15 protein-coding genes are annotated in these 16,459 nt (G+C 51.8%); 12 read left to right on the forward strand and 3 right to left on the reverse strand.

The annotated features are described in order from the left end of the window. Positions 1–14 precede the first annotated feature (14 nt). Complete coding sequence (gene glnD, locus AAG834_RS03170) at positions 15–2,576, forward strand: [protein-PII] uridylyltransferase (protein WP_342031228.1); 2,562 nt, start codon at positions 15–17, stop codon at positions 2,574–2,576. A gap of 39 nt (positions 2,577–2,615) precedes the next feature. Here glnD and AAG834_RS03175 read toward each other — a convergent pair whose 3' ends face one another. Next, positions 2,616–3,023 (reverse strand): DMP19 family protein, encoded by a 408-nt coding sequence (locus AAG834_RS03175; RefSeq protein ID WP_342031229.1) that lies wholly within the window; start codon positions 3,021–3,023, stop codon positions 2,616–2,618. Positions 3,024–3,150: 127 nt separating this feature from the next. Beyond that, positions 3,151–4,530, reverse strand: coding sequence for an argininosuccinate lyase (gene argH / locus AAG834_RS03180; protein ID WP_342031230.1), 1,380 nt, complete (start codon positions 4,528–4,530; stop codon positions 3,151–3,153). Positions 4,531–4,607: 77 nt separating this feature from the next. On the opposite strand from argH, the gene AAG834_RS03185 reads away from it, so the two are divergent. Next, complete coding sequence (locus AAG834_RS03185) at positions 4,608–5,648, forward strand: sensor histidine kinase (protein WP_342031231.1); 1,041 nt, start codon at positions 4,608–4,610, stop codon at positions 5,646–5,648. A 129-nt stretch (positions 5,649–5,777) separates the two neighbouring features. Continuing rightward, positions 5,778–6,524 carry a thermonuclease family protein gene (locus AAG834_RS03190; protein WP_342031232.1) on the forward strand — a complete coding sequence of 249 codons (747 nt, stop codon included), beginning with the start codon at positions 5,778–5,780 and terminating at the stop codon, positions 6,522–6,524. Between the two features lie 181 nt (positions 6,525–6,705). Here AAG834_RS03190 and AAG834_RS03195 read toward each other — a convergent pair whose 3' ends face one another. Next, complete coding sequence (locus AAG834_RS03195; RefSeq protein WP_342031233.1) at positions 6,706–7,125, reverse strand: hypothetical protein; 420 nt, start codon at positions 7,123–7,125, stop codon at positions 6,706–6,708. 189 nt (positions 7,126–7,314) lie between these two features. On the opposite strand from AAG834_RS03195, the gene AAG834_RS03200 reads away from it, so the two are divergent. The 9 genes from AAG834_RS03200 (at position 7,315) to AAG834_RS03240 (ending at position 16,280) form a co-directional block, all read left to right on the forward strand. Further along, complete coding sequence (locus tag AAG834_RS03200; RefSeq protein WP_342031234.1) at positions 7,315–8,046, forward strand: uroporphyrinogen-III synthase; 732 nt, start codon at positions 7,315–7,317, stop codon at positions 8,044–8,046. Then, the gene (locus AAG834_RS03205) at positions 8,033–9,565 is read left to right on the forward strand and encodes a uroporphyrinogen-III C-methyltransferase (protein WP_342031235.1); all 1,533 of its coding nucleotides are present in this window, start codon (positions 8,033–8,035) and stop codon (positions 9,563–9,565) included. Before AAG834_RS03200 ends, AAG834_RS03205 begins: the two co-directional genes overlap by 14 nt. Then, positions 9,562–10,785 carry a heme biosynthesis protein HemY gene (locus tag AAG834_RS03210; RefSeq protein WP_342031236.1) on the forward strand — a complete coding sequence of 408 codons (1,224 nt, stop codon included), beginning with the start codon at positions 9,562–9,564 and terminating at the stop codon, positions 10,783–10,785. The genes AAG834_RS03205 and AAG834_RS03210 overlap by 4 nt, the downstream gene beginning before the upstream one ends. Before the next feature lie 33 nt (positions 10,786–10,818). Further along, positions 10,819–11,259 carry a hypothetical protein gene (locus AAG834_RS03215; RefSeq protein WP_070513674.1) on the forward strand — a complete coding sequence of 147 codons (441 nt, stop codon included), beginning with the start codon at positions 10,819–10,821 and terminating at the stop codon, positions 11,257–11,259. A gap of 155 nt (positions 11,260–11,414) precedes the next feature. Beyond that, positions 11,415–12,476 (forward strand): uroporphyrinogen decarboxylase, encoded by a 1,062-nt coding sequence (hemE, locus tag AAG834_RS03220; protein WP_342031237.1) that lies wholly within the window; start codon positions 11,415–11,417, stop codon positions 12,474–12,476. A gap of 258 nt (positions 12,477–12,734) precedes the next feature. Beyond that, positions 12,735–13,325: a phosphatase PAP2 family protein gene (locus tag AAG834_RS03225; RefSeq protein ID WP_342031238.1), complete on the forward strand. Its 591-nt coding sequence runs from the start codon at positions 12,735–12,737 to the stop codon at positions 13,323–13,325. Between the two features lie 206 nt (positions 13,326–13,531). Next, positions 13,532–15,025 carry a cardiolipin synthase gene (gene cls, locus AAG834_RS03230; RefSeq protein ID WP_342031239.1) on the forward strand — a complete coding sequence of 498 codons (1,494 nt, stop codon included), beginning with the start codon at positions 13,532–13,534 and terminating at the stop codon, positions 15,023–15,025. A gap of 357 nt (positions 15,026–15,382) precedes the next feature. Continuing rightward, positions 15,383–15,901 carry a hypothetical protein gene (locus AAG834_RS03235; RefSeq protein WP_342031240.1) on the forward strand — a complete coding sequence of 173 codons (519 nt, stop codon included), beginning with the start codon at positions 15,383–15,385 and terminating at the stop codon, positions 15,899–15,901. 88 nt (positions 15,902–15,989) lie between these two features. Continuing rightward, positions 15,990–16,280 (forward strand): hypothetical protein, encoded by a 291-nt coding sequence (locus AAG834_RS03240; protein WP_342031241.1) that lies wholly within the window; start codon positions 15,990–15,992, stop codon positions 16,278–16,280. The last annotated feature ends 179 nt before the right edge of the window (positions 16,281–16,459 follow it).

Raw genomic sequence — 16,459 nt, forward strand, 5'->3', positions numbered from 1 at the left:
CGAAAGAATAAAAAATGTCTGCAAACCTGTCTTCAGCATTGGAAACCTTCAAACAGCAGCGTGCCGCCGCCGAAGCGCATTATTTGAAAGCCAACCGTGTGTCGGTATTTTTCAGGGAATACACGGCGGCAGTCGAAACCTTGCTGGCGGCACTGTGGGCGGAGCATTTTCAAAACATCGCTTTATGCCTGATGGCAACCGGCGGCTTCGGGCGCGGCGAGCTGTATCCTTATTCTGATTTGGATTTGGCGGTCGTGTCGTCTGAAACCGTTTCAGACGACCTCAAAGAGAAAATCGCGGCTTTTGTACAGGATTTGTGGGACATGAAACTTTCGCCGTCGGTCAAAAGCGGCAGTGTTGACGAACTGTGCGAAAGCGTGCGCGATGATATTACGGGGGACACGGCGTTTTTAGAGGCTCGTTTTTTGTTCGGCAACCGCCAGACAGCAGACGAGTTGACGGAAAAAATGAACGCGCAACGCAATGTAGCGGCGTTTATCGAAGCAAAACTGGTAGAGATGGAACACCGCCATGCCAAATCGCAAGGTTCGGGAACGGTATTGGAACCGAACATCAAAAGCTGTCCCGGCGGTCTGCGCGACATCCATACCCTGCTTTGGATAGCGAAAGCGCAAGGCTTGGCTGCCAACCTTCCTGCGCTGGTCAAACAAGGCATTCTGACGCGCACCGAAGCCGGCATGCTTTCACACGGCTACCGTCGCCTCGCCCACATCCGCATCCATCTGCATTTAAACGCAAAGCGCGCCGAAGACCGCCTGCTGTTCGATTTACAGCCGCAAGTCGCCGAAAGCATGGGCTATCAAGGCTTGAATCTCCGCCGTCAAAGCGAAGAACTGATGCGCGTGTTTTACCGCACGATTAAAACCGTCAAACAACTGAGCGGCATCCTCACGCCTATGCTGCAAAGCCGCGTTTCCTCGACGCCGATGCGCGTTACCCTGCGGATTGACGACGACTACATCCAAGTCAACAACCAAATCGCCGCGCGGCACACCGATATTTTTTTCAGACGACCCGAACACATTTTCAAAATCGTCGAAATCATGCAGCAGCGCAACGACATTACCGCGCTCGAACCGCAAACCCTGCGCGCATGGTGGGGCGCGACGCGCAAAATCAACCGCAGCTTCTACCAAAATCCCGAAAACCGCCGCCGTTTCGCCGGCTTTTTCCGCAGCGGCAACGGGCTGACCCAAACCCTGCGCTTTCTCAACCTCTACGGCGTGTTGGGCCGCTATCTGCCCGCATGGGAAAAAATCGTCGGACTGCTTCAACATGACCTGTTCCACATTTATCCTGTGGACGACCACATCCTCGCCGTCGTCCGCAACGTCCGCCGCCTTGCCCTAGACATGCACAGCCACGAGCTGCCTTACGCCTCTGCACTGATGCAGTCCTTTGAAAAACAAGACATCCTTTATCTCGCCGCCTTCTTCCATGACATCGCCAAAGGACGCGGCGGCGACCATGCCATACAAGGCATCGCAGACGCGCGCCAATTTGCCGCCGACCACTTCCTGACCGAAGAAGAAAGCGACCTGCTCGCCTGGCTGGTCGAAAACCACCTGCTCATGTCCACCGTCGCCCAAAAAGAAGACATCCAAGACCCCGACGTACTCGATGCCTTCTGCAAACGCGTACAAACCCACGAACGCCTCAGCGCACTCTACCTTCTGACCATTTCCGACATCCGCGGCACCAATCCCAAACTCTGGAACGCATGGCGCGCCAGCCTATTGGAAAGCCTGTTCCATGCCGCCGGCCGCTACCTCGCAGGCAACGGCGGCAACCCGCACGCCCTCTTCGGCCGCCGCCAACAAGAAGCCGCCGATTTACTCACCCGCGCTGCCGTCCCCGAAAAACAGCAGAAAAAACTATGGAACGCGCTCGGTTCCGCCTACTTCGCCCGCCATCAGTCCCGCGAAATCCTGTGGCACGCCGCAAACCTCGTACACGACTTTGAAACCCCCATCGTCCGCAGCCGCATCCTGTTCAAAAGCGACAGCTTTCAAGTCATGGTCTTCATGCCCAACGGCCCGCGCCTGTTCGCCCGCCTCTGCCGTATCTTCAGCCGCCACGGCTTCGACATTCTCGCCGCCCGCGCCTTTATCACCGAACACGACTACATCCTCGACACCTTCATCGTGCAAATTCCCTCGCAGCACGCCCCCGAAGACTACCCCGACATCCAAAGCGCGCTCGAAGCCGAACTCAACAGCTTTATCCACGGACACACCGTTGCCGAAACCTCCAGTCACAGCCGCCGCATCAGCCGCCGCAGCCGTTACATGCCGATTGCGCCGAGCATCACCATTACCCCCGAAGAAGACTACCCCGACTGGTACTCCGTCGAAATCACCGCCGTCAACCGCCCTTTCCTGCTCGCCGACATGGCGGAAGTCTTCTTCGCCCACAACGTCAGCCTGCGCTACGCCAAAATTTCCACGCTGGACGAACGCGTCGAAGACAGCTTCATCGTCTTCAGCCCCGATTTGAAAAACCCGAAAACGCAGTCGTCGTTGAAACAGGCTTTGTTGGAACAATTGTCGGTGTGATGGTTGGATTTAGAGGAAAAGTATGAGGTCGTCTGAAAATCAGCTCAAATAATGTTGCCAGCCTTTTTGACATAAATTATCAGGGTCTTCCCAATATTGCTCGTCTAAGTCCTCAAGGAGATTTTCACTTTCCAAACTGAGATATTTCGGAATATCCCATGTTTCCTTTAAAACTTTTCCTTCTTTTTGCACTCTCTGCACCTCAGACGTAACTGTCTCGAGTGCCTGGCGTATCAAGGCTGCACTACGATTGGCCTTCATTTTTTCTAAAATATCGCAGGTCGTTTCGGCGGCAGAAAAGCCCCAATTACATAAAAACTGGAGCATGCCGCCGTTGTAAATATCGGCTTCCGCGCGCCAAATGTAAACCAATTCTTGCTCTTGTTTATCCAAACGGTCGAAATTTCCATCGTATTTATCGAACAAACGGTCAACAGTTTGTTGCAACAGTGATTCAAAAATTTCTACTTGATCTTATTCGTTCATCATTTTTCCCAATAGATACAGCCGGATTACAAAAGGTCGTCTGAAACCCTGTTTCCAGTTTTCAGACGACCTTTCTATCTATTCCTCTTTAAGCCAACAATTCCCGCCAGCGTTTCACTTGGAAGCGGACTTGCTCCGGCGCGGTTCCGCCCAAGTGGTTGCGCGCGTTCAGGCTGCCTTCGGGTGTCAGTACGCCGTACACGTCGTCTGAAATCAGGTTGCTGAAACCTTGCAGGACTTCGATCGGCAGTTCGCTCAAATCAACGCCCGCTTGGTCGGCGTGGCGCACGGCTTGAGCGACGACTTCGTGGCTGTCGCGGAAAGGCATGCCTTTTTTCACCAAGTAATCCGCCAAATCGGTGGCGGTGGCGAAGCCCTGCATCACGGCGGCACGCATATTGTCGGGTTTGACGGTCACGCCGCGCATCATGTCGGTGTAAATCCGCAGGGTGTCGATGAGCGTGTCAGCGGTGTCAAACAGCGGTTCTTTATCTTCCTGATTGTCTTTGTTGTACGCCAAGGGCTGAGATTTCATCAGGGTAATCAAGCCGATAAGGTGTCCGATGACACGGCCTGATTTGCCGCGCACGAGTTCGGGAACGTCGGGATTTTTCTTCTGCGGCATGATGGACGAACCCGTACAGAAACGGTCGGCAATGTCGATAAAGCCGAAACGCGGACTCATCCACAAAATCAATTCTTCAGACAGGCGGCTCAGGTGGATCATAATCAGCGAGGCGGCGGCGGTGAACTCGACGGCAAAATCGCGGTCGGATACGGCATCAAGCGAGTTTTGGCAGATTTGTTCGAAACCCAGCAATTCGGCGGTGATTTCGCGCTGAATCGGATAAGTCGTACCGGCAAGGGCGGCAGCACCGAGCGGCATACGGTTGACGCGTTTGCGACAGTCGGTCATGCGCTCGAAATCGCGTCCGAGCATTTCGACATAGGCGAGCATATGGTGTCCGAAGCTGACGGGCTGGGCGACTTGCAGATGGGTAAAACCGGGCATGACGGTTTCGGCGTTTTGTTCCGCCAAATCGACCAAGGCCGTCTGAAGGCTCCGAATCAGGTCTTGAATGACGGTAATCTGGTCGCGCAGCCACAGGCGGATGTCGGTGGCGACTTGGTCGTTGCGGCTGCGGCCGGTATGCAGACGCTTGCCCGCGTCGCCGATTTTGTCGGTAAGGCGGCGTTCGATGTTCATGTGGACATCTTCCAAATCCAGCGACCAAGAAATAGTACCGTCCTTGATTTCTGCTATAATCTCCGCCATTCCTTGACGAATCGCCGCCAAATCTTCTTCACTCAAAACACCTGATTGAACAAGCATTTGCGCGTGAGCCAGCGAACCCTGAATGTCCCACTCGGCAAGCCGTTTGTCGAAATCGATCGAACCGGTGTATTTTTTCACCAGTTCGGAAACAGGCTCGTTAAAACGGCCCGACCAGGTTTTGTCCTTACTCATGGTTTCGTCCTTCAGATAAAATAACAGAGCCAATAAGGCTCGTATAAACGCATTAAAAGAAAACGGTTGGAAATTTTATGTCTATTATACGTCAAATCAACAACACATTCGCCGTCCCGGACCTGCGCAATTCGGCAACAGTCGTGCGCCTTTTGATTATTGTCTTGGGCAGTCTGTTCTTTCTACCCTTGATCAGCGATTCTTCGCTCTCCTATTCCGCAGAGATTTACCATCATTCCCAATGGGTGTTTCCCGTATTGCTGGGGATTTTGGTTAAAGCCTATTTCGTCAATATCTTCACCCCTGCCATCAAAACATCGCCCTACGGCGTCATTATTACCTACTTTTTAAATTTATCGATATTTGCAATCGTCGATTTTTTCATTCTGAAAACACACGGCAGAACGCTCTCGCAACATTTTTTCCTGTTCAACCTTTTCCTGCTCGGGCTGATGTATTACGAAGCCTCGCGCCGGAACGGCCTTGCGCCTTCGGTTTCCGAAGCCCGCCTCAGCGCGCTAACCGCCCGCATCCGCCCGCATTTTCTGTTCAACAGCCTCAACGCCGCCATCAGCCTGATCCGCCTGCGCCCGTATGACGCGGAAACCCTGTTGGAAAACCTCGCCAACCTCTTCCGCGCCCAACTGCGCGACGGCAGCCAAAGCAGTACTTTAGGACAGGAAATCGAGTGGGCGCAAGAATACATCGCCATCGAACAAATCCGCATGGGTCATATGCGCGTGCAGGTGATGTGGCAGCACCAAGCACCCGATGACGCGGAAACGCCGCACCTCCTGCTCCAACCCCTTTTAGAAAACGCGGTCTTCCACGGCGTTGAATCGACCCACCGCCCCGGCATGATTACCGTGTTTACCAAGCTCAACAAATCATCGATCTACATCCGCATCGAAAACCCGTACACTCCGCCCGAAAGCAGCGAAAACGCCAAGCCGCACAAAGGCAACTCGATGGCATTGCGCAACCTCAAAGAACGCCTGACGCTGATGTATGACAACGACGCCAAAATCCAAAGCCGCCAACTCGACGGCATTTTCCGCGTCGACATCCGCCTGCCTTACCGCAAAAAAGCGTCTGATGTGAACAGGCTGTTCGGTTGATACAAGTATTTCCCACCCATAGACTTCTACAGCAAGCGCACGTTTCTCAATCAGATTCACATTACAAGTCTCATCAAAAAGGTCGTCTGAAAAGTTTCAGACGACCTCAAACAAACCACCGTCAACCTTATGAACACCAAAACAATCTTAAAATGGCTTCCCGTGGTTTTGTCCGTCTTGGGCGCATTGGGTTACAGCTCGCGCGATACCGAAATCATCCGCTCCGGCATGCAATTCGCTTCTGCGCTCACCGGAAACAGCCATTTCGGCATGGAAGCCTTTGGCGCATTATTATCAGAAACCGTCAAATCAGGGTCGTCTGAAAATAACACACACCAAAGCCGTCCGCACACTCAAAAGCGTAATCCCACCGCCCCTCATACCTATCGCGGCAGAATCTCCAAAATCCACGACGGCGACACGCTCCACGTTATCGACGAAAACGGCGCGAAACACAAAATCCGCATGGCGTATATCGACGCGCCCGAAATCAATCAGGCATACGGTACACGTTCGCGGGACAACTTAATTGACGCCGCCGATGGTAAAAAGGTGAAGGTACGCGTATTTGAAACAGACCGCTACAAACGCGAAGTCGCGCAAGTCTCCGTCGGCACAACCGATTTGAACCTCATGCAACTGCGCGACGGAGCGGCATGGCATTACGACAGCTACGCCAAAAAGCAGCAAAGCAAAACCGCCTACACCGACTACGCCGCCGCCCAAAAACAGGCAAAACAAAAACGCAAAGGCTTGTGGAGTGGTAAAAATCCCCAAGCCCCGTGGGACTTCCGCCGCGAAGAGCGAGAAGGGCAAAACGGCGGACACAACGACCGCCGTGAAGAATCAGGCGGACAATGGTTTGGCATTTGGTAACCGGTGGCTCTCGACATTTAATTTTCCAAGCGGATTTTTGTTTATAAAGCGGAAGATTCAAGGCGGAAACTGCAACAAGGTTGGATACCTTGCGAGGATTTCCAACGCGAAAGAAGCCGCTAATATCAACAAAGGTCGTCTGAAAAATATTTTCAGACGACCTTTTAATGAATCCAACACATTAACGGCATTGCAACCAAGTGCGTTTAAGATGATCGACATCCGTCACTTTGCAGACATTTCCGAAGCAGTTGACCGAATAATCTACCTTGACGGGACTGCCCCATTGTTTGAAGCTGGCACGAATTTTGCCGTTGGGCAAAGCAGATACGTTAACCTTTACTTCGGTTTCAGGATCCTGACTGTTCCATATCGGATCAGCCTCCACACACAAATCCGCCGACCGAGAAGCTGTACGGATGGCTTTTTTCAGAGAAGCATCGGCATATCGGTTCAAAATCTTCACGCCCGGTTCATCATCGCGGCTTGCTTCTTGATAAATTTTCTTAACCAAATGAATCTTAGCGGCATTGTCTCCGCTTGCAAAAGAGACAGACGGCACCAGTAACGCAGCAAAAAGTATTGTCGCTATTTTGTTCATATCTATGTTTTCCTAAAATCGAATCATGCCTAGCCTACCGCCCAATACCCTATTGAAACCATACTCAGTATTGACTTGACAGGCATCAGCCGTAAAAATACAAAAAGAATTATATCCATCGGATATGCTTTTTTAAACCGATTTAAACATCATCAACCCATTACCCATTCTATAAAGAGGTCGTCTGAAATGCCTGTCATGCTGATTGTCCGTCCGTCCGCGCGTGCGGGAGATGATGTGCGAACCTGTTCGCAGGCAGGGTGGCGCGCGCGGGTGTTGAGTCCGGTTGAAATCGAGCCGGATGAAACGGCGTTGCTCGGTTTGCAAGAACAGTTTTCCCGTGCGGACGCGGTATTTTGGGTCAGTCCGACGACGGTTGAAACCTCTGCGCCGTATGTGGATTTTTCAGACGACCTGAAGGTTCAGATTGCGGTCGGTCAGGCAAGCGGTCGTGCTTTGGAACGCTGCAGCGCAAAAAATGTTTCTGTGCCGCAAGAAGGCAACGACAGCGAGGCGGTGTTGCGGCTGCCGGTTTGGGATACGCTGCCGCCAAATGCACGCGTGTTAATCGTGCGCGGAAGCGGCGGGCGCGATTTTTTGGCGGAGTCGTTAAAGGAAAAAGGCTTTGCAGTGGAAATCGCGGAAGTGTATTTCAGACGACCTAATGAATTGAATTGGCAGGATTTTGATGCCGAATCCATTGATGCCGCCTTTATCGCTTCGGGCGAACTGGTACGCGGGCTGTTTGCGCAGGTTCCGCCGCAATTTTCCCGATTCTTCGAATCCTTGTTATACTTCACTCATCATCCGCGCATAGCCGACGCGCTTCGCGAGGCGGGTGCGCGCCACATACGGGTCGTCGCTTCTCTGAAAGCGGCACTTTCATCATTTCCTAAGGAGCAAACCGATGAGCCGGTCTGAAGACAATCCATCCGAAGCAAACGAAGCCGGTCGGCCGATTATCGTCGACAGTCAGGGCAACGCGGAGTCGTCTGAAACAGCGGCTCCGAAAAAGGCCAAGCAGCCTAAAACCTCCGAATACGCAGGAACACACATGTCTGAATCTAAAAATCTTCCCCAAAACCAACCCGCCCCCGTCATCATCAAACAATCCGGCGGCAGAGGGCTGGCAGTAGGCGCGCTGGTGCTGGCGCTGCTGGGTTTGGGCGCAAGCGGCTTTTTGTTTGTACAAGGGCAGAACGTTTTGAAAAACCAAGAGCTTTCGTTTAACCAAAAGCTCGATAAAGCTGCCTTGGGCGAATCTGAAAACGCTTTACTCCTGAAAGACCATTTAAACCGCCAAACCGCCATCCAAGCCGAAATCGACCGCTTGAGCAAAGCGCAAATGGCAAACAGCGAACAAATCCTGTTGACGCAAAAAGCGTATCAAGAGCTGACCAAAGGGCGCGTCAACTGGTTGGTTGACGAAGCGGAAACCATGTTGAACCTCGCCTCGCAGCAACTGCTGTTGTCAGGAAACGTACAAGGCGCGGCGGCGGTGTTGGAACACATCGACAGCCGCCTGAGCCGCTTCGACCAGTCCGAACTGCTGCCCATCAAACAAGCCGTCAGCCATGATTTGGCGGCATTGAAAAACCGTCCGTATGTCGATATTTCCGGCACGGCGTTGCGCCTCGACCGCTTGGAAACCGCCGTTTCCGGCCTGCCGCTGGTGTTGGACGGCGTATTGCAGCCGGGCGAGCAAGCGCAAAGCAACGGCGCATCGTCAGGCTCTTGGTGGCAAAACGCTTGGGATAAATCTTTGGTTGCGCTGAAAGGGCTGGTGGAAGTCCGCCGACTCGACAATAAAGACGCCATGCTGCTGTCGCCCGAACAGGCGTATTTCGTCCGTGAAAACCTGCGCCTGCGCCTTTTGGACGCACGTACCGCGCTGATGCAGCACAACGGCGAAGTTTATCAAAGCGACTTGAACTACGTCGAAGCCGCGGTCAAACAATACTTTGACGGCAAATCGCCCGCGACGCAGGCATGGCTGAAAGAGTTGTCTGAATTGAAAGCGCTTGATGTGCGCATGATTTCAGACGACAGCTTGAAAGCCAGCCTCAGCGCAGTCCGCGCTTATCAAGACGGCACGCGCACTCCGGTCGCACTGCCCGAACCCGTAACGACCGCCGCGTCCGCGCCTCTGCCCTCCGCCGCTTCTGAAGCTGCCACTCCTCAAACTGCTGCACCCGCAGGCGAAACTGCTTCTGCACCGAAAACCGCATCGGCTCCGAAGGCTCCCCATCCTGCCAAAGCAAGACCCGCTCCTGCGCAGAAACCCGCCCCTGCCGCTCAAACAGACGCGAAACCTTTAGAAGCTCCGGCGCTGCCTTCCGAGGCCAAGCCGCAAAACATTTCCGAGCCGGAAAAGAAAGCGGCCCCTGAAAAACAAAGCCGTCCTGCCGCCGATGTTGAGACCAAAGGAGGCCGCGCATGAAAGCTGTCGTCTGGATTGTCGTTTTATTCGCAGCCGCAGTCGGTATCGTCCTGACTTCCGGTGTTTACACCGGTAATGTCTATATCGTCGTCGGACAAGTCATGATGCGGGTCAACCTGCACGCCTTTATCTTGGGACTGGTCCTGTTTGTCGTTACCCTGTATTTCCTGATCAAATTCATCGTCGGCTTGATGAACATCCCCGCCCGTATGCAGCGTTTCGGTACGGCACGCAAAGGCCGTCAGGCAGCCGTCGCCTTGAACAGCGCAGGTTTGGCATTTTTTGAAGGCCGCTTTGAAAAAGCGGAGCAGGAAGCCGCCAAAGTATTGGAAAACAAAGAAGCCGGCGACAACCGCAACCTTGCACTGATGTTGGGTGCGCACGCCGCCGACCAAATGGAAAACTTCGAGCTGCGCGACCACTACCTGAAAGACATCGAAAAACTGCCGAACAAACAGCAGCTTTCCCGCTATCTGTTGTTGGCGGAATCCGCACTCGGCCGCCGCGATTATCCGACCGCCCTGGAAAATCTGAACGCCGCCGCGCGCATCCATCCCAACCTGTCCCGCCTCGCTCGTCTGCAACTGCGTTATGCCTTTGACCACGGCGATGCGGAAGATGTGTTGGCGAAATCCGAAAAACTGATGAAAGCCGGCGCGATTAACGATTTTGAAGCGGAACAATACCAAAGCTGGGCATACCGCCGCCTGTTGGCGGAAGCATCAGACGCAGCCAGTCTGAAAACCTGTCTGAAGCGCATTCCCGAAGCACTCAAGGCGGACGAATTGTGCGTTGCCATTGCCGAAAAATACGAGCGTCTCGGACTCTACACCGAAGCCGTCAAATGGGTACGCCACTACTATCCGCAAAACCGCCGTCCCGAACTTTTGGAAGCCTTTGTCGAAAGCGTCCGCTTCTTCAACGAACGCGGTCAGCAAAAAGCCATCGACCTTGCCGATTCTTGGCTGAAAGACAAACCTGACGACGCACCGCTCTTGATGTACCTCGGACAGCTTGCCTACGGCCGCAGCCTGTGGGGCAAGGCGCAAAGTTACCTCGAAGCCAGCATCGCCCTGCAACCGAGCATCGCCGCCCGCCTCATGCTCGCGCGCGTACTCGACGAAACCGGACAATCGCAAAAAGCTCAGGAACAGCGGAAGTTGGTTTTGGAAGCCGTCTCCGAAGAAGAGCGCCATGCAGCGTTGGAGCAGCATAGCTGAGTTTAGGAAAACACCCTTATCTAGGAGAATTTGATGGGACTTTCAGATTCCTTTAAGTCAAAGAAAGAAATATTTGAAATTGGAACGCCTGCTTATAATCAAAGGTTGATTGATGTTTGGAAAAAGAGCATTAAGGGAGATGAAAAATCTTGGGTGCTCTTTGAAAATGGAACTTGCGTCATTTTACTTGAGCCGGAAAAAGATCTGGCGAAACAAGCTAAAGAGATATTAAGCAAATGGGGCAGAGTTCAAACAGGATCACCATCTGCAGACTTTGGCATTATCACTTTAGACAGTGGCGATGGATATGCCGTTTCATGCCATCATCCCGAAATTTTTACCCTGGTCCTAAAAGAAGAAGGATTGGATGAAGATTTCAAAATCGGTATCGAAGGGCGTTCTAATCGCGATTGCGATGCTGAAGAACTCAAAGTTATCCATATCGAAGATAAACGCGCTATACAGACCTCGTAAAAGGCTGCTGCTGTTTAATCACCTACTGATGATTGCCCCTAGATAAATATGTTCGTCTCCCCTTTTTCAGACGACCTTTCATTGCGGAAACCGCCGCAAAGGTCGTCTGAAAACCGTTTTCCTTCCCTGTTTTACAAACAAACCGAAAGCCCCACATGACCTCTTTGAAAAACGACACCTTCCTCCGCGCCCTGCTCAAACAGCCCGTCGAATACACGCCGATTTGGATGATGCGTCAGGCGGGGCGTTATCTGCCCGAATACAAAGCCACGCGCGCGAAAGCGGGCAGCTTCCTCGATTTGTGTAAAAACACCGAATTGGCGACCGAAGTTACCATACAACCCTTGGAACGCTTCGATTTGGACGCGGCGATTTTGTTCTCCGACATCCTGACCGTTCCCGACGCCATGGGATTGGGACTGTATTTTGCCGAAGGCGAAGGCCCAAAATTCGAACGCGCCTTGCAACACGAAGCCGATATCGCCAAGCTGCAAGTTCCCGATATGGAAAAACTGCAATATGTTTTCGACGCAGTAACTTCCATCCGCAAAGCATTGGACGGCCGCGTACCGCTTATCGGCTTCTCCGGCAGCCCGTTCACGCTCGCCTGCTATATGGTCGAAGGCGGCAGCAGCAAAGAGTTCCGCACCATCAAAACCATGATGTACTCGCGCCCCGATTTGCTGCACAAAATCCTCGACACCAACGCCCAAGCCGTTACTGCCTACCTCAACGCCCAAATCGACGCAGGCGCGCAGGCTGTGCAGATTTTCGACACTTGGGGCGGCGTTCTGAGCGATGCGGCGTTTAAAGAGTTCAGCCTCAAATACATCCGCCAAATCGTCTCCGGATTGAAACACGAAAGCGAAGGCAGACGCGTTCCCGTCATCGTGTTTGCCAAAGGCGGCGGGCTGTGGCTGGAGGGCATGGCAGAAATCGGCGCAGAAGCATTGGGCTTGGACTGGACGTGCAACATCGGCGAAGCACGCCGCCGCGTCGGCAACCAAGTCGCCCTGCAAGGCAACTTCGACCCATTCGCCCTCTTTGGCACGCCCGAATCCATCCGCACCGAAGTCGCGCGCATCCTTGCCGACTACGGACACGGCAGCGGTCATGTCTTCAATCTCGGACACGGCATCAACCAACACGCCGACCCCGAACACGCAAAAATCTTAGTCGATACCGTACACGAACTGTCGCGCCAGTATCACGTCTGATTGAGCGCGTAAAAAGGTCGTCTGAAACCAAGCTGCTTGGGCAGTTTTGGTTTCAGACGACCTTTTGTTTTGCGTTAGGTTAAAAGTAAAAATCAGACATTTTGTATTTAATCGATTGCATATTTGCCAAAATCAAATCAGATTGATTTCACATATTTCAAAAGATGGGTATGATAACGTTCTTTCAAAACTACCATTCCAATTTCAATAAAACCCACTTTTTTAGGGGCTGTCAACAGCCCTTCTAGGAACACATACATGAATTTTCAAGACTATTTCGTCAATCTGATATTGAGCGGCGTGATGATTATCGGCGCTTATCAGTTTTACTTTTATACCCAGCGACACCCTTTGCGCAAAGAGATCGTTTGGAATTCCCCGATAGACGAAAAAATCCCTTTCCGCCCGCGTTGGTCGTGGATATACAGTTTCCTTTACTACCCCGCCATCCTCTACCTCAACATCATCGCGACCGACCACCGCCATTTCAATATGATGGCGTTCAGCTTCCTGATGCTGCTGTTTATGCAAATGCTGTTCTTCTGGCTGTTTCCCGTTTCCACTCCGCCGCATTGGCGCAGCATCAATACCGGCGAAACACCGTCCGAATGGTTTTTACAGTTTGTTCAAAAGTTCGACCAAGCCAGCAACTGCTTCCCCAGTATGCACGTTTCCGTCGCCATGCTGACCGCCCTGCACGCGCTGCCGACTTTGGGCGCCGCCGCGTTCCTCTTTCCCGTATTGATTGCCCTGTCCTGCATCTTTACCAAACAGCACTACCTGATTGACCTGCCCGCAGGCGCAGCATTGGGCGGCTTTGCCTACTGGCTGTATCTTTTAGTGGTTTAACACCCAAAATTCCGACAAAAGAAGACCTAAAGGTCGTCTGAAAAAGAGCGCAGTGAGTTTCGCTAAAAAGAAAAACACCCGCTTATCGGTGTCAACTCGTTTTTCAGACGACCTTTGTATATACTCATCATTTGAACCTTACCGCCTCAAACCAGTCAGACTCAAAAATACATCCGCTCCCGCCATCCCTCCACCACCTATCGAACATGACTTTTCTAAAAGACATCACCTGGACAGAAATCTTCATTTTCGCCCACACCTGCGCCGCGCTCGGCTGCGTTTTACGTGTGTTGTACAAACAAAAAAACATCGGCTCCACCTTCGCCTGGCTGATTATTCTTTTCCTTTTCCCCGTCTTCGGCACCATCGCCTACCTGCTTATCGGCGAGCCGCGGCTTGGCACGGCGCGTGCGAAGCGTACGGGTGAGATGAACCGCTTCTACCAAAGCTTCGCCGAAAGCTACCTCTCCGAGATTTACCTCGGCGTCGGCGACAACGTCAAATCCCGTTATCACGGCATCAGCAGAGTCGCCGCCAAAGGAACAGGACTGGGCGCGACGCGCAACAACGCCATGACGCTGCTGTCCACCACCGATGAAATCATCGACACCATGCTTGCCGACATCCGCGCCGCCCGCCATTCCTGCATGCTCGCCTTCTACATCATCGAACCCGAAGGCAGGATAGAAGAACTGTTAAACGAACTCCTCGCCGCCGCCGACAGAGGTTTGGATTGCGCCATTCTCGCCGATGCCGTCGGCAGCAGCCGCTTTTTCGATAGCGGCTGGGTAGAAACCCTGCGCGAAGCCGGCATAGAAGTCCACGCCTCATTGCCCGTCGGCGTCTGGCGCACCTTCTTCACCCGTACCGACCTGCGCAACCACCGCAAAATCCTCGTCATCGACAGCAAAATCGGCTACACCGGCAGCTTCAACCTCGTCGATCCCCGCTTCTTCAAAAAAGATTCAGGCGTCGGCGAATGGGTGGACGTCATGATGCGCTGTACCGGCCCGCTGGTACTCGAACTCTCCGCCGTCTTCTTTGCCGACCTCGCCGTCGAAACTGACGAAAACCTCGAAGGCGTACAACAATACCTGACGCAGGCACAAGAGCGCATTCCCGAAATCCTTCCCGAAAAAATGCAGCAGGGCGACATCGTTGCCCAAGTCATCCCCTCCGCGCCCGAACAAAGCAGCCACGTCATTTACGAAACCATCATCAGCGCGATTTATGCCGCCACCAAACAAATCACCATCACTACCCCCTATTTCGTCCCCGACGAACCCCTGCTGATGGCATTGACCATCGCCGCCAAACGCGGCGTCAAAGTTACCCTGATTCTGCCCGATAAAGTCGATTCCTTCATGGTGCGCTACGCCTCCCGCGCCTACTACCCCATGCTGCTCGACGCAGGCGTCAAAATCGCCATGTTCGAAGGCGGGCTGCTACACGCCAAAACCATGACCATAGACGAAGACTACGCCCTCTTCGGTACGGTCAACATGGACATGCGCAGCTTCTTCCTCAACCTCGAAATCAGCCTCGCCATCTACGACCGCGACATCACCAAACAAATCTGCAACCTGCAACGCGACTACCTCAAAAACAGCAGCTACATCACCGTCAAAGCATGGCAGCAACGCTCCAAATTCCGAGGGCTGATTGAAAACACCGTCCGCCTGATGAGTCCGCTGTTATAGGTAGGCTTACCGTTCATACAAGACCAAAGGTCGTCTGAAAAGCTTGAAACCCTTTTCAGACGACCCTTTTGTTTGGATATAGTGGATTAAATTTAAATCAGGACAAGGCGACGAAGCCGCAGACAGTACAAATAGTACGGAACCGATTCACTTGGTGCTTCAGCACCTTAGAGAATCGTTCTCTTTGAGCTAAGGCGAGGCAACGCCGTACTGGTTTAAAGTTAATCCACTATAACAGTTGTCAGCCCAAAGACAGATAGATAATATAAACCGAATATTTTTCATCTCGCCCGCGCCCTGTAAACAAATATTCCCGGGCTTGGTGCTTGTAAATTTTAAGTCAAGAGGCAATCAACAATGAAAAAGACTTTAAATCAGATACTTGAATCAGCGCAGCCCGTGGTTAATTTTTTGTCATCAGACAGTTTCTTTTCCCGTCCTTATGACGGAGATCGTGAAAAGTTTATCGTTACCGCCTCTCCGGAGGAAGCCAGATATCTGTTAGGCGATGAATGGGATGAGTGGCAGGAGATTATAGATGCTCAGCAATTCTCGGGTTTGGCGGATTTCGATTGGCACTACTTGATTGGTGCTAAATTAATTAATACCAATTGTCTGGGGGCTCTAGATAAGGATTTTCATGGGGCAGATGAAAAACTCACAGATGAGGGAAGTGGAGCAAATTTTATTGAGGAAACAATGCTTTATGATATGGAGATTTTATTGGAATGCTATGCCAATAACTACATACCGGAGATTTGGAAAGATATATTATATGTTTACCAACATAACGGTCTCCCTTGCGGCTGGAAAGGAGATTATCCGGAAGGGAAAGTGATCGTTTTTTCTAATGAATATCCAACGAATAAAGGATGAGAGAATTATTTAGAACTTGGGTGATTAAAGCTTAATTCGGGGGCAGTTCCTTTGGCATCATTTCGTTTAATTAATTAGAAATATCAAAATGAATTTTAATAATTTTGAAGAGTTTGAATCCAAGTTAGATAACCTATATGATAATGAACAATACGACATAGCCGATAGAATCATGGAAAATCAGATAGATAATATTTGCAAACTATCTTCCTTGGAGGAAATTGATCAGTATCTATGGTTATATGCTTCTGTCGCCGGAGATTGCGAATCTTTCGGTAGATTTCAGAAATTATGTAGACAATTAGTGTCTTTAAACAAGATAAAATTGAGTGATTTAGCCAAATATGAAGAAAAATGTCCTGCTAATAGATGGTTTTAGTCAAGGATAGATCGGTTCGAAAACCCAACATGTAAAAAGGTCGTCTGAAAAATGAACTGCACCCCAAAAGTTGGACACATCCCCTCCAACTCACAAGGTGCAGTTTTTTTATGAGCAAATATACATTACACTTCAAATACCAAGCCGTACTCCACTACCTGCATATACGCAGCCAACAG

This window comes from Neisseria sp. Marseille-Q2251, from assembly GCF_940793045.1.
Lineage (GTDB): Bacteria > Pseudomonadota > Gammaproteobacteria > Burkholderiales > Neisseriaceae > Neisseria.

Excerpts from the sequence above, each read along its gene's own strand:
- glnD (WP_342031228.1), top strand. The coding sequence starts at position 15 with ATGTCTGCAAACCTGTCTTCAGCATTGGAAACCTTCAAACAGCAGCGT.
- argH (WP_342031230.1), bottom strand. The coding sequence starts at position 4,530 with ATGAGTAAGGACAAAACCTGGTCGGGCCGTTTTAACGAGCCTGTTTCC.
- AAG834_RS03185 (WP_342031231.1), top strand. The coding sequence starts at position 4,608 with ATGTCTATTATACGTCAAATCAACAACACATTCGCCGTCCCGGACCTG.
- AAG834_RS03190 (WP_342031232.1), top strand. The coding sequence starts at position 5,778 with ATGAACACCAAAACAATCTTAAAATGGCTTCCCGTGGTTTTGTCCGTC.
- AAG834_RS03195 (WP_342031233.1), bottom strand. The coding sequence starts at position 7,125 with ATGAACAAAATAGCGACAATACTTTTTGCTGCGTTACTGGTGCCGTCT.
- AAG834_RS03200 (WP_342031234.1), top strand. The coding sequence starts at position 7,315 with ATGCCTGTCATGCTGATTGTCCGTCCGTCCGCGCGTGCGGGAGATGAT.
- AAG834_RS03205 (WP_342031235.1), top strand. The coding sequence starts at position 8,033 with ATGAGCCGGTCTGAAGACAATCCATCCGAAGCAAACGAAGCCGGTCGG.
- AAG834_RS03210 (WP_342031236.1), top strand. The coding sequence starts at position 9,562 with ATGAAAGCTGTCGTCTGGATTGTCGTTTTATTCGCAGCCGCAGTCGGT.
- AAG834_RS03215 (WP_070513674.1), top strand. The coding sequence starts at position 10,819 with ATGGGACTTTCAGATTCCTTTAAGTCAAAGAAAGAAATATTTGAAATT.
- hemE (WP_342031237.1), top strand. The coding sequence starts at position 11,415 with ATGACCTCTTTGAAAAACGACACCTTCCTCCGCGCCCTGCTCAAACAG.
- AAG834_RS03225 (WP_342031238.1), top strand. The coding sequence starts at position 12,735 with ATGAATTTTCAAGACTATTTCGTCAATCTGATATTGAGCGGCGTGATG.
- cls (WP_342031239.1), top strand. The coding sequence starts at position 13,532 with ATGACTTTTCTAAAAGACATCACCTGGACAGAAATCTTCATTTTCGCC.
- AAG834_RS03235 (WP_342031240.1), top strand. The coding sequence starts at position 15,383 with ATGAAAAAGACTTTAAATCAGATACTTGAATCAGCGCAGCCCGTGGTT.
- AAG834_RS03240 (WP_342031241.1), top strand. The coding sequence starts at position 15,990 with ATGAATTTTAATAATTTTGAAGAGTTTGAATCCAAGTTAGATAACCTA.